The organism is Actinomycetospora sp. NBC_00405 (genome assembly GCF_036044095.1).
Lineage (GTDB): Bacteria > Actinomycetota > Actinomycetes > Mycobacteriales > Pseudonocardiaceae > Actinomycetospora > Actinomycetospora callitridis.
The window spans coordinates 2,419,949-2,432,787 of sequence record NZ_CP107938.1 but is presented as its reverse complement, the minus strand read 5'-3'; the positions used below and the strand labels follow the sequence as shown (position 1 = coordinate 2,432,787).

At 71.7% G+C, this 12,839-nt stretch carries 14 protein-coding genes and 1 pseudogene; all 15 read left to right on the top strand.

Features of this window, described 5'->3' with window-relative positions; all coding sequences use genetic code 11:
- The first annotated feature begins 14 nt into the window (after positions 1-14).
- The gene (prmC, locus tag OG774_RS11970) at positions 15-854 is read left to right on the top strand and encodes a peptide chain release factor N(5)-glutamine methyltransferase (RefSeq protein WP_328309672.1); all 840 of its coding nucleotides are present in this window, start codon (positions 15-17) and stop codon (positions 852-854) included.
- An 11-nt stretch (positions 855-865) separates the two neighbouring features.
- On the top strand, positions 866-1,510 hold the full coding sequence (locus OG774_RS11965) for an L-threonylcarbamoyladenylate synthase (protein WP_328309670.1): 645 nt from the start codon (positions 866-868) through the stop codon (positions 1,508-1,510).
- A gap of 103 nt (positions 1,511-1,613) precedes the next feature.
- On the top strand, positions 1,614-2,900 hold the full coding sequence (glyA, locus tag OG774_RS11960; protein ID WP_328309668.1) for a serine hydroxymethyltransferase: 1,287 nt from the start codon (positions 1,614-1,616) through the stop codon (positions 2,898-2,900).
- Positions 2,901-2,954: 54 nt separating this feature from the next.
- Positions 2,955-4,088 carry a glycosyltransferase family 4 protein gene (locus OG774_RS11955; protein ID WP_328310924.1) on the top strand — a complete coding sequence of 378 codons (1,134 nt, stop codon included), beginning with the start codon at positions 2,955-2,957 and terminating at the stop codon, positions 4,086-4,088.
- Between the two features lie 39 nt (positions 4,089-4,127).
- Positions 4,128-4,643: a hypothetical protein gene (locus OG774_RS11950; protein ID WP_328309666.1), complete on the top strand. Its 516-nt coding sequence runs from the start codon at positions 4,128-4,130 to the stop codon at positions 4,641-4,643.
- Positions 4,644-4,733: 90 nt separating this feature from the next.
- A complete protein-coding gene (locus OG774_RS11945; protein ID WP_274193181.1) occupies positions 4,734-5,039 on the top strand; it encodes an AtpZ/AtpI family protein in 306 nt (101 codons plus the stop codon).
- A gap of 44 nt (positions 5,040-5,083) precedes the next feature.
- Complete coding sequence (atpB, locus tag OG774_RS11940; RefSeq protein WP_328309664.1) at positions 5,084-5,863, top strand: F0F1 ATP synthase subunit A; 780 nt, start codon at positions 5,084-5,086, stop codon at positions 5,861-5,863.
- 84 nt (positions 5,864-5,947) lie between these two features.
- Positions 5,948-6,154, top strand: a complete 207-nt coding sequence (atpE, locus tag OG774_RS11935) for an ATP synthase F0 subunit C (protein WP_328309662.1) — start codon at positions 5,948-5,950, stop codon at positions 6,152-6,154.
- A gap of 42 nt (positions 6,155-6,196) precedes the next feature.
- Entirely contained in the window at positions 6,197-6,811 is a 615-nt protein-coding gene (gene atpF, locus OG774_RS11930; RefSeq protein WP_328309660.1) for a F0F1 ATP synthase subunit B, read from the top strand.
- Complete coding sequence (locus OG774_RS11925) at positions 6,808-7,656, top strand: F0F1 ATP synthase subunit delta (protein WP_328309658.1); 849 nt, start codon at positions 6,808-6,810, stop codon at positions 7,654-7,656. The genes atpF and OG774_RS11925 overlap by 4 nt, the downstream gene beginning before the upstream one ends.
- 60 nt (positions 7,657-7,716) lie before the next feature.
- Positions 7,717-9,265 (top strand): annotated as a pseudogene (atpA, locus tag OG774_RS11920) (F0F1 ATP synthase subunit alpha); the annotation flags it as partial.
- Between the two features lie 199 nt (positions 9,266-9,464).
- Positions 9,465-10,508, top strand: a complete 1,044-nt coding sequence (locus tag OG774_RS11915; RefSeq protein ID WP_328309656.1) for a F0F1 ATP synthase subunit gamma — start codon at positions 9,465-9,467, stop codon at positions 10,506-10,508.
- Positions 10,509-10,519: 11 nt separating this feature from the next.
- Positions 10,520-11,974, top strand: a complete 1,455-nt coding sequence (atpD, locus tag OG774_RS11910) for a F0F1 ATP synthase subunit beta (RefSeq protein ID WP_328309654.1) — start codon at positions 10,520-10,522, stop codon at positions 11,972-11,974.
- Positions 11,974-12,372, top strand: coding sequence for a F0F1 ATP synthase subunit epsilon (locus tag OG774_RS11905; RefSeq protein ID WP_274193187.1), 399 nt, complete (start codon positions 11,974-11,976; stop codon positions 12,370-12,372). Before atpD ends, OG774_RS11905 begins: the two co-directional genes overlap by 1 nt.
- Positions 12,373-12,391: 19 nt before the next feature.
- Positions 12,392-12,835: a DUF2550 domain-containing protein gene (locus OG774_RS11900; RefSeq protein ID WP_328309651.1), complete on the top strand. Its 444-nt coding sequence runs from the start codon at positions 12,392-12,394 to the stop codon at positions 12,833-12,835.
- Positions 12,836-12,839 lie beyond the last annotated feature (4 nt).

Here is a 12,839-nt window from a genome sequence, read left to right as displayed (position 1 = left end):
ACCCCGTGAGCTCCGTGAGCCCCGTGGACACCGTCGCCCGGGCGGCCGTCCGGCTCGCCGAGGCCGGCGTCGCCTCCCCGCGCGTGGACGCCGAGCTGCTCGTCGCCCACGTCCTGGGCGTCCCGCGGGGTCGCCTGCTGCTCGCGGACCCGCCGGACGAGGCGCAGCGCGCGGTGCTCGACGCGCTGGTCGCGCGCCGGGCCGCCCGGGAGCCCCTGCAGCACGTGCTCGGCACCGCGGTGCTCGGTCCGGTCGAGGTGGCCGTGGGCCCCGGCGTGTTCGTGCCCCGCCCCGAGACCGAGGTGCTGCTGGAGCGGGCGCTCGCGGTGCTCGATGCCGACCGCCCGGTGGTCGTCGACCTCTGCACGGGCACCGGCGCCCTCGCCCTCGCGCTGGCCCGCGCCCGCCCGGATGCCGTGGTGCACGCCGTCGAGACCGCGCCCGAGGCCTTGACCTGGGCGGGGAGCAACCTCGCCGGCTCGGGGGTCACGCTGCACGACGCCGACGTGACGCGGCCCGGGGTGCTCGCGGCGCTGGACGGCACCGTCGACCTCGTGACCTGCAACCCGCCCTACGTGCCCGAGGGGCTGGCCGTGCCGCCCGAGGTGCACGCCGACCCGCCCGGCGCGGTGTTCGCCGGCCCCGACGGCCTGGACGTGATCCGGCCCGTCGCCGCGCTGGCCCACCGGTTGCTGCGGTCCGGGGGAGCGGTGGCGCTCGAGCACGACGACTCCCACCCCGCCGCCGTGCGCGAGGTGCTCGCCGCGGCCGGGTTCGCCGACGTCACCACCCACGACGACCTCACCGGGCGTCCCCGCGTGGCCACGGCGCTGCGCCGGATTCACGGGTCCTAGGCTGGCGCGCCGTGAGCACGACGTACGACTGCGAGGACCCCGCGACCCGACCCACCGGCCTGGCTGCGGCGGCCGCGGCGGTGCGGGCGGGTCGGCTGGTCGTCGTCCCCACCGACACCCTCTACGGGATCGGGGCGGACGCCTTCTCCGCGCGCGCGGTGGCAGACCTGCTGGCCGCCAAGCAGCGCGGACCGGACATGCCCGTCCCGGTGCTGGTGGGCAGCTGGTCGACGATCGACGGGCTGGTCGGCGCCGTGCCGCGCGTCGCCCGCGACCTCGTCGAGGCCTTCTGGCCCGGCGGGCTCTCGATCGTCCTGCCGCACGCCCCGAGTCTGGCGTGGGACCTCGGGCGTACCCGCGGCACCGTCATGCTGCGGATGCCCCTGCACCCGGTGGCCCTCGAGCTGCTGCGCGAGGTCGGCCCCATGGCCGTGAGCAGCGCGAACGTGTCCGGTCGCGAGCCGGCGACCACGGTGACCGACGCCCGCGAGCAGCTGGGGGAGAGCGTCGAGGTCTACCTCGACGGCGGGGTGTGCGCGACGGGCGTCGCCTCGACGATCGTCGACCTCACCGGCGACGTCCTGCGCCTGCGCCGCGAGGGCGCCGTCACGGCGGACCAGGTCTCCGAGGTCATCGGCACCCCCGTCTCCTTGTGAGCGGAGTTCGTGCCCATGGCCACGAACTCCGCGCACGTGGGGATGTGACCCAGGTTCCAGGGGCGGGGCGCGTCGGCGTGAATGGCCGGTAACGTGAGGCGTCATGGCAGCCGACTCGCAGCACTTCTGGGGACCGGACTACGACGCCCTGCGGGCCGTCGACCCCGAGATCGCCCAGGTCGTCGACGACGAGCTCACCCGGCTGCGCGGCGGACTGCAGCTCATCGCCAGCGAGAACCTCACCAGCCCGGCCGTGCTCGCGGCGCTGGGCTCGACGCTGTCGAACAAGTACGCCGAGGGCTACCCCGGCCGCCGCTACTACGGCGGCTGCGAGGTCGTCGACCGCGCCGAGGAGATCGGCATCGAGCGCGCCAAGACGCTCTTCGGCGCCGAGCACGCCAACCTCCAGCCGCACTCCGGCGCCAACGCCAACCTCGCGGTGTACGCCGCGTTCTGCCAGCCCGGTGACAAGGTGCTGGCGATGTCCCTGCCGCACGGCGGGCACCTCACCCACGGCGCGAAGGTCAGCTTCTCGGGCAAGTGGTTCGAGCCCGTGCCCTACACCGTCCGCGAGGACGACGGGCGCATCGACTACGACCAGGTGCGCGACCTCGCCCTCGAGCACCGTCCGAAGATGATCGTCGCCGGCGCCACCGCCTACCCGCGCCTCATCGACTTCGCGAAGTTCCGCGAGATCGCCGACGAGGTCGGCGCGAAGCTCTGGGTCGACGCCGCCCACTTCATCGGCCTCGTCGCCGGCCAGGCCATCCCCAGCCCGGTGCCGTACGCCGACGTCGTCACCTTCACGACGCACAAGGTCCTGCGCGGCCCGCGCGGCGGCATGCTCGTCTCGAAGGCGGAGCACGCGAAGGCGCTGGACAAGGCCGTCTTCCCGTTCCTGCAGGGCGGGCCGCTCATGCACGCGGTGGCCGGCAAGGCCGTCGCCCTGGCCGAGGCGGCGACGCCGGACTACCAGCGCTACGCCCGCCAGGTCATCGCCAACGCCCAGGCCCTGACCTCGGGCCTCGAGTCCCAGGGCATGCGCGCGATCTCCGGCGGCACCGACACCCACCTCGCGCTGCTCGACCTGCAGCCGCTCGGGGTCACGGGCAAGGAGGCCGAGGTCCGCAGCGGGCTCGCCGGCATCACGCTGAACAAGAACGCGATCCCGTACGACCCGCAGCCGCCGATGACGGCCTCGGGCATCCGCGTCGGGTCGCCGTCGATCACCACGCAGGGCATGACGGAGTCCGAGATGGGCGACGTCGCGCGGCTGATCGCGTCCGCCGTGACGGCCGACGAGACCAGCGAGGTGGGCAAGAAGGCCCTCGCCGACGTGCGCGACGAGGTGACGGCCCTCGTGTCGCGCTTCCCCGCGTACCCCCGCTAGACGAGAGCGGGTCTACCCTCGGGCTCCGTGGGCCCGTCAGCGGATTTCGCCCCGATGGGGCTCCCGATCCGGGAGTACCTCCTGGTCGGGCTCTGCGCGGCGGTCGTCACCTACCTGCTCACGGGGCTGGTCCGTCGCCTCGCCATCCGGGCCGGCGCGATCGCGGTGCCCCGCGGGCGTGACGTGCACACGGTGCCCATCCCGCGCCTCGGCGGCATCGCGATCTACCTCGGCGTGGTGGCCGGGGTGTTCGTGGCCAGTCAGCTGCCGGTGCTGCGGCGCGCCTTCGACTACTCGAACGAGACGGTCGCGGTGCTCGTCGCCGGCGGGCTCATCGTCACCGTCGGGGCCCTCGACGACCGCTACGGCCTGGACGCGCTGACCAAGCTCGCCGGTCAGGCCACCGCCGCGGGCGTCCTCGTGCTCATGGGCGTGCAGTGGACGGCGGTGTACCTGCCCTGGGGCGGCACCGGCGGGAGCACCGGCTCGGTGCTGCTGCTCGGGCAGGACCAGGGCGTGCTCATCACCGTGTTCCTGTGCGTGCTGCTGGTCAACGCGATGAACTTCGTCGACGGCCTCGACGGCCTGGCCGCGGGCATCGGCACGATCGCGGCCACCGCCACCTGCGCGTTCGCGCTCGGGTTGCTCGGCCAGCAGAACGGCGACGTCAACGCCTACCCACCGGCCCTCATCGCCGCGGTGCTCGCCGGGGCCTGCGCCGGCTTCCTGCCGCACAACTTCCAGCCCGCGCGGCTGTTCATGGGCGACTCGGGCTCGATGTTCATCGGGCTGACGCTCGCCGCGGCCACCACCACCGCGTCGGGCCGCACCAACTACACGACCACCGGCGCCACCGGCGCGCTCGCGCTGGTCACGCCGCTGATCGTCGTCGCGGCCGTGGTCTTCGTGCCCCTGCTCGACCTGCTCATGGCCGTCGTGCGGCGCACCCGGGCGGGCACCAGCCCGTTCGCGCCGGACAAGATGCACCTGCACCACCGCCTGCTGGAGATCGGCCACTCCCAGCGCCGGGCCGTGCTCCTGATCTACCTGTGGGCCGGGGTGCTCTCGTTCGGGGCCGTCGCCCTGGCACTGATCGACAACGCGTTCGTGGTGGTCTGGATCGTCACCGTCGGCGTGCTCGTCGCCGTGCTGGCCTCCGCGGTCCCCCGCCTGCGCCCCCGCGCCTGACTCCCCGAGACCTCCCCCGAGGAACCGATGACAGACCCGATGACCAGCCCCGAGCCGGAACCCACACCTCCCGTGACCCCGGCGTCCGGCACGCCGGACGGCACCACGGCCAACCCCGCCAACCCGCTCAACCCTTCCGCGACGCCCGCGAACACCGCCCAGGTCCTCGAGGCCAGCCGGGCGATGCTGTTCGGCGGCCTGTGGCCGGCGATCGCCGTCGCGGTGCTCGCCGCCGTGGTGGCCGGGCTGCTCGCGGGCACCACCGGCGTGGTCGCGGCGATCGTCGGCGCCGTCGTCGTCATCGCGGTCTGCTCGCTCGGCCCGCTGGTGATGCGCTGGACCGCCGCCGCCGACCCGATGGTCGTCATGGCCGCCGCGCTCGTCTCGATGATGGGCAAGCTCGGCCTGCTGCTGGTCGTCTTCCTCGTGCTCCAGGCCCTCGGCGTCGTCGACACGCGCATCGCCGCGCTCGCGCTCGGCCCGACGGCGCTGGCGTTCATCGTCGGCGAGGTGATCGCCTTCGCGCGGCTGAAGACGCCCACGATCGCGGTGTGACCGTCGCCCGGACGGTCGTCCCCTACTCGGCGGTGTGGCCTCCGACGGCCCGTAGTGGACGGGGACGAACCTGCTGATATGGTGCGCCCGATGGCGCAGGACAGCCTCCGCGGTGACGCGGGACGCACCCCTCCGAAGGGGTCTGCGGACCAGTCACCGTCGGAGGCCTGGACGGTCCTCTCCCATCTGATCACCGGCATCCTGGTGTTCGGACTGGCCGGATGGGGAATCGACACCCTGCTCTCGACGCGCTGGTTCCTGCTGGTCGGGCTCCTGCTCGGTGGGGCCGCGTCCTTCAGCTTGATCTACATCCGTTACCTTTACATCCCCCCTGAGCCCCTCCCTCGACCCGGTGAACCCGCCGGCCCGGAGGACCGGAAGGAGCAGCACGGGTGATCTCGTCGTTGACGCAGGTACCGGCGCCACCGGTCCCGCCTCCGATGCCTGCCGAGGGCTTCAAGGCCCCCGGGGTCGAGGACTTCAACATCCCCCCGATCTTCGAGGGCGTCCCCGTCCTCGAGTGGTTCGACAAACCCGCGCTCCAGCTGATCCTGGGTGCGCTGATCGTCTACGGGTTCTTCGCGATCGCGACGAAGGCGCCGGCCATCGTCCCGGGCCGCATGCAGTTCCTGGCCGAGAAGTTCCAGGGCCTCGTCCGCGACCAGATCGCCCGCGACAACATCGGGCCCGAGTTCCGCAAGTACGTGCCCTACCTCGTGGCGCTGTTCGCCTTCCTCCTGGTGAACAACGTCTTCGGCATCTTCCCGTTCATCCAGTTCCCGACGTTCTCCCATCCGGGAATGGCGTACGCGCTCGCCGCTGTGACGTGGGTGATCTTTAACTACGTCGGTCTGCGCAAGCAGGGCTTCGTCGGCTACATCAAGCTGCAGACCTGGCCGCCCGGTGTGCCCTGGGCGGTCCGCATCATCCTGACGCCCATCGAGTTCATCTCGAACTTCATCCTGCGTCCGGTGACGCTCTCGCTGCGGTTGTTCGGCAACATGCTCGCCGGCCACCTCCTTCTGCTGGTCTTCATCTTCGGCGGCGAGTACATGCTCACCGTCGCGGACGACCTCGTCCTCAACGTCCTCTCGCCCTTCGCGTTCCTCTTCGCGATCGTCATGACATTCTTCGAGGCCTTCATCCAGGTGGTGCAGGCCTACATCTTCACCATCCTCACGGCGTCGTACATCGGTGCGTCGCTGGCCGACGAGCACTGAGTCGGCACTGATCCACCGGGTCGCCGAACCCACCGGCGCCGTCCCTCCCCGAATCCCAGAACGAACACCGGAAAGGAACCCCTCATGGTTCAGGGCAGCCTCAACATGGTCGGCTACGGCCTCTCCGCCATCGGCCCCGGTATCGGCGTCGGCATCGTCTTCGCCGCGTTCATCAACGGCGTGGCACGCCAGCCCGAGGCCCGCGGCCAGCTGCAGACCATCGCGTTCATCGGCTTCGCCCTCTCCGAGGCGCTCGCCATCATCGGTCTGGTCCTCGCGTTCGCCATCTGATCCCCCTGACCGGTCGACACCGCAGGGACGGGAGGTGAACCGATGAGCGTGACCGAGGTGCTGGCATCACAGCCGGCGGGGCATCCCTACGCCACGTTGCCGCACGTCGCGGAGATCATCGTCGGGCTCGTGGCGTTCGCGCTGCTCGTCTACGTCCTCTACAAGTACGCGTGGCCGAACGTCGTGACCTCGCACGAGGACACGAAGAAGCAGATCGAGGGCGGCATGGCCCGGGCCGAGGCCATGGAGGCCGACGCCAAGGCAGAGCTCGCACGCAGCCGTGAGCGGCTCGCCGGTGTCGACGACGAGACCGCGCGCATCCGTGACGACGCACGGGCCGATGCCGAGCGCATCGGTCAGGACATGGACGCGAAGGCGGCCGACGAGGCCGAGCGCATCAAGGCCCAGGGTCAGCAGTCCCTGGACGCGTCGCGCTCGCGCACGATCTCGGACCTGCGCGCCGAGACCGGGCACCGGTCGGTGGAGCTGGCCCGGCGCATCGTCGAGTCCTCGCTGTCCGACGACCGGAGCCGCGCGGAGAGTGTCGACCGCTTCCTCGCCGAGCTCGAGGCCATGGGCGGCTCCGCAGGTGGACCAGCGGGTGGACCAGCAGGCGGGGCCGGCAACGGCGCCCGCGGGAACGGGGGCCAGGCATGAGTGCCTCCACCGCCGGCGTCCTCGCCGACTTCCACGCCGCGAGCCGTGACGCGCTCGAGGCCACGCGCCGTCGCCTCTCGGAGGCCACGGCGCAGGCGTCCGCGGGCGACCTCGACACCGTCGCCGAGCAGCTCGACTCCGTGGCCGACCTGCTCGGCCGGGAGGGCGAGCTGCGGCGCACGCTCGCCGACGCGTCGCGCACCGCCGAGGACCGCGAGGGCCTCGCCGACCGGCTGATCGGTCGTCAGGTCACCTCGACCACCGGGGACATCGTGAAGACCGTGGTGTCGTCGTCGTGGTCGCGGCCCGAGGACCTCGTCACGGGTCTGCGCACGGTCGCCCGTGAGGCCCTCCTCGTGTCGGCGGAGCGCGACGACCGGCTCGATGCCGTCGAGGACGAGCTGTTCCGGCTCGGCCGCATCGTCGGCGGGTCGCCCGACCTCGAGCGTCTGCTGGCCGACCCGGCCGCCGACGCCGAGGGCAAGCAGCGGGTCCTCGACCAGCTGCTCGCGGACCGGGCCGAGCCCGTCACCCGCAAGCTCGCCGCCCAGCTCGTGGCCCACCCGGTGGGTCGCGGCGTCGCCCAGGGCCTCGAGCGCCTGGCCGAGCTCGCGGCCGAGCGCCGCGAGCGGTCGGTGGCCACGGTGCGCTCGCCCATCGCCCTCTCGGACCAGCAGCAGCAGCGACTGGCCGAGGCCCTGACGCGCATCTACCGTCGGGACATCACCCTGCACCTCGAGGTCGACCCCGGCATCGTCGGCGGTCTCGTGATCCAGGTGGGGGACGAGGTCATCGACGGCAGCGTGGCCGGACGGCTCGACGAGCTGGGCCGGAGACTGGGCTGAACCGTCGGCTCGACCGACGTCGACCGACGAACCCCCTAACGACTAGCGAGAGCGGAAGCCATGGCCGAGTTGACCATCTCCTCCGACGAGGTCCGTAGCGCGATCGAGGACTACGTGTCCTCGTACTCCGCGGACTCGACCCGTCAGGAGGTCGGCATCGTCGCCTCGACGGGCGACGGCATCGCATACGTCGAGGGCCTTCCCTCGACCATGACCAACGAGCTCCTCGAGTTCCCCGGAGGCGTGCTGGGCCTGGCCCAGAACCTCGAGGAGCGCGAGATCGGCGTCGTCATCCTCGGTGAGTACGAGACCATCGAGGAGGGCCAGCAGGTCACCCGCACCGGCCGCGTGCTGTCGGTGCCGGTCGGCGACAACTTCCTCGGCCGGGTGGTCAACCCCCTCGGCCAGCCCCTGGACGGGCTCGGCGACATCGAGTCCGAGGGCGAGCGGGAGATGGAGCTGCAGGCGGCCACGGTCGTCCAGCGCCAGGGCGTCACCGAGCCCCTGCAGACCGGCATCAAGGCGATCGACGCCATGACCCCGGTCGGCCGCGGCCAGCGCCAGCTGATCATCGGCGACCGCAAGACCGGCAAGACCGCGGTCTGCACCGACACGATCATCAACCAGCGCGAGGCCTGGGAGACCGGCGACCCGGAGCAGCAGGTCCGCTGCGTCTACGTCGCCGTCGGCCAGAAGGGCACCACGATCGCCGGTGTCCGCCAGGCCCTCGAGGACGCCGGCGCGATGGAGTACACGACCATCGTCGCCGCCCCGGCCTCCGACCCGGCCGGCTTCAAGTACATCGCCCCGTACGCCGGCTCGGCCATCGCCCAGCACTGGATGTTCCAGGGCAAGCACTGCCTGATCGTCTTCGACGACCTGTCAAAGCAGGCCGAGGCCTACCGCGCGATCTCGCTGCTGCTGCGCCGCCCGCCGGGCCGCGAGGCCTACCCGGGCGACGTCTTCTACCTGCACTCCCGGCTGCTCGAGCGTTGCGCGAAGCTCAACGACGAGCTGGGCGCGGGCTCGCTGACCGGCCTGCCGATCGTCGAGACCAAGGGCGGCGACATCGCGGCCTACATCCCGACGAACGTCATCTCGATCACCGACGGCCAGTGCTTCCTCGAGGCCGACCTGTTCAACCAGGGCCAGCGGCCCGCGCTGAACGTCGGGAACTCGGTGTCGCGCGTCGGTGGTGACGCCCAGATCAAGGCGATGAAGTCCGTCGCCGGCCGTCTGCGCGTGGAGCTGGCGCAGTACCGCGAGCTGGAGTCCTTCGCAGCCTTCGGCTCCGACCTCGACGCCACCTCGCAGGCGCAGCTCGACCGCGGTGCCCGCCTCATGGAGCTGCTCAAGCAGGGCCAGGGCGAGCCGTACCCGGTCGAGGAGGAGGTCGTGGGCATCTTCCTCGGCACCCGTGGTCACCTCGACTCGGTGCCGGTCGAGGACGTGGCCCGCTTCGAGTCGGAGTTCCTCGAGCACGTGCGTCGCGACGGCGGCATCCTCGCCGAGATCCGCGACTCCGGGAAGCTCTCGGACGAGAACGAGGAGCGGCTGAACAAGACCGTCTCCGAGTTCAAGCAGCAGTTCGCCACGGAGGCCGGTGAGGGCGTCGAGGACGACGGCGGCACCGGCGAGCTCGCCACCGGCGACGACTCGTCCGACGAGTCGTCGGAGGGCTCCTCCGAGGGGTCGTCGGAGTCGTCGCAGAGCTCGGACGGCACCTCGGACGCCGACGCGAGCGAGAGCTCGGACGGGTCCGAGGGCTCGGACGAGAACGCCGACTCGGGCGCGAGGAGCTAGACGGCATGGCCGCATCCCTCCGCGTCCTGCGACGGCGCATCCGGTCGACCAAGAACATCGCCCAGATCACCAAGGCGATGGAGATGGTCGCGGCTTCGCGCATCGTGAAGGCGCAGGCCCGCGTCCACGCCGCGCGGCCGTACTCCGACGAGTTCACCCACGTCCTCACGACGGCCGCGAAGGCCGGCGCCAGCGACCACCCGCTGCTGGTGGCGCGCGAGGAGCCGGGCCGCACCGGCGTCCTGGTCGTCACGAGCGACCGCGGCCTGTGCGGCGGCTACAACGCCAACGTGCTGCGCGAGGCCGAGCGGCTCATGCGCGAGCTGAACAGCGCGGGCAAGGAGCCCCAGCTGTTCGTCATCGGCGGCAAGGGCACCGCCTACTTCCGCTTCCGCAAGCGGGACATGGCCGGGCAGTGGACGGGCTTCTCCGAGGTCCCCGACTACCCGAACGCCACCCGGGCCGCGGACACCATGACCGCCTGCTTCCTCGCCGGGAGCGCCGAGACGGTGCAGGGCGAGTCCGAGGACGACCAGCAGGGCTCCGGCGAGGGCTCCGGCGAGGGTGGCGAGGGCGGTTCCTCGCGGTCCTCCTCGTTCGTCCCGCCGACGGAGGCCGAGGGCCTCGACGGGGTCGACGAGCTGCACGTGGTCTACACCGCGTTCAACTCACTCTCGAGCCAGCGGGTCACCTCCTCGCAGATCGCCCCGCTGGAGCTGGAGGAGGACGACGAGTCCTCCGACGGCGAGTCCGACGGGTCCGGTTCGGGGGACTCGCAGGAGCGGCAGGCCGAGTACGAGTTCGAGCCGGAGCCCGAGGTGCTCTTCGACCGGCTCATGCCCAAGTACCTCCGCGCGCGCGTGTTCGCGGCCCTGCTCGACGCCGCGGCGTCCGAGTCGGCGGCCCGGCAGCGCGCCATGAAGGCGGCGACGGACAACGCCAACGACCTGGTCGACAACCTGACCCGGGAGGCGAACCAGGCCCGCCAGGCCCAGATCACGCAGGAGATCAGCGAGATCGTTGGCGGCGCCAACGCCCTCGCCGAGTAGGGGAGCTGACGATGACCCAGTCCACCGCCCCGGCCGAGGGCACCGAGCAGAACGGCTCGCAGGGTGCCGTCGGCCGCATCACCCGCATCCTCGGCCCCGTCGTCGACGTGGAGTTCCCGCGCGGCGAGGTGCCCGAGCTCTTCAACGCCCTGACCACCGAGGTCACGCTCGGCGAGAACACCAAGACGCTGACGCTCGAGGTCGCCCAGCACCTCGGCGACAACCAGGTCCGCACGATCTCCATGCAGCCGACCGACGGTGTCGTGCGTGGCCACGACGTGCAGGACCTCGGCCGCCCCATCACGGTGCCCGTCGGCGACGTCGTCAAGGGCCACCTGTTCAACACCCTGGGCGACTGCCTCGACGAGCCGGGCTACGGCTCGGACGCCGAGCGCTGGAGCATCCACCGCGACCCGCCGGCGTTCGACCAGCTCGAGGGCAAGACCTCGGTGCTCTGGACCGGCCTCAAGGTCGTCGACCTGCTCACCCCGTACGTCGAGGGTGGCAAGATCGGCCTCTTCGGCGGTGCGGGCGTCGGCAAGACGGTGCTCATCCAGGAGATGATCCAGCGCATCGCCCGCAACTTCGGTGGCACCTCGGTGTTCGCCGGCGTGGGCGAGCGGACCCGTGAGGGCAACGACCTGTGGGTCGAGCTCGGCGAGGCCGACGTCCTCAAGGACACCGCGCTGGTCTTCGGTCAGATGGACGAGCCGCCGGGCACCCGCATGCGCGTCGCCCTCTCGGCCCTGACCATGGCCGAGTACTTTCGCGACGTGCAGGAGCAGGACGTCCTCCTGTTCATCGACAACATCTTCCGGTTCACCCAGGCCGGCCAGGAGGTCTCGACCCTCCTCGGCCGCATGCCCTCGGCCGTCGGTTACCAGCCGACGCTGGCCGACGAGATGGGCGAGCTGCAGGAGCGGATCACCTCGACCCGCGGCCGCTCGATCACCTCGATGCAGGCGATCTACGTGCCCGCCGACGACTACACCGACCCGGCGCCGGCCACGACGTTCGCCCACCTGGACGCGACCACGGAGCTCTCCCGTGGCGTGTTCGCCAAGGGCATCTTCCCGGCGGTGGACCCGCTGACCTCGACCTCGACGATCCTCGACGCGCAGTACGTCGGCGAGGACCACTACCGGGTCGCCCGTGAGGTCATCCGGATCCTGCAGCGCTACAACGACCTGCAGGACATCATCGCCATCCTCGGCATCGACGAGCTCTCCGAGGAGGACCGCCTCACCGTCGCCCGCGCGCGGCGCATCGAGCGCTTCCTCGGTCAGAACATGTACGCCGCCGAGCAGTTCACCGGCGAGCCGGGCTCGTTCGTCGACGTCAAGGACACGGTCGAGGCGTTCGACAAGATCGCCAAGGGCGAGTACGACAACTACCCGGAGCAGGCCTTCGCGATGTCCGGCGGTCTCGACGACGTCGAGGCCAACGCGAAGAAGTACTCCTCCTGATGGCGACCATGGAGGTCGCCATCGTCGGCGTCGAGAAGCGGTTGTGGTCGGGGGAGGCGAGCTTCGTCTCCGCCCGCACGGTCGACGGCGACATCGGTCTGCTGCCCGGGCACCAGCCGATGATCGCCGCGCTCGACGAGGCCGGTGTGGTGCGGATCGACCCCAGCGAGGGCGAGTCGTTCCACGCCGCGGTGTTCGGCGGGTTCCTCTCGGTCACCGCGGAGTCGGTGACCATCCTCGCCGAGCTGGCCGAGATGGCCGAGGAGATCGACGTCGCGTCGGCGCGGGACGAGCTCCAGCGCGCCGAGGGCGGCGGGGACGACTTCGACGACGCGGCAGCCGCCGCGGCCAGGGCGCGAGCGCGTCTCCGGGCCGCCGGCGAGTCCCCGGACCGCTGAGGGACGGCGAGCAGCACCCGTGGGCGTGACGGTGATCGCCGAGTTGGCGGCCATCGTCGTGCTCGCGGTGCTGCTCGTCGTCGCCCTGCTGGTGCTGCGCCGCATCCGGCTCCTGCGCCGGGGCGGTGTCGACGTCGCCCTGCGCCCGGCGCGGGCCACCGAGGACCTCCGCGGGTGGCACTCGGGGCTCGGGCGCTACCGGGGCAACGAATTCCGCTGGTACCGCATCAGCGGCCTGAGCTCCGGGGCGAACGTGGTCCTCGACCGCACCCGCATCGAGATCACCGATCGGCGCGAGCCCATCGACGGCGAGATGCACCCCGCCGACTCCACGGTGCTGACCTGCCGCGACGGTGCCGACGTGTGGGAGCTGGCGATCAACGCCGACGCCCTCACCGGCTTCTCGTCGTGGCTCGAGTCCACGCCGCCGGGACGGTCCACGGGGTACCGCCAGGCGAGCTGAGGCC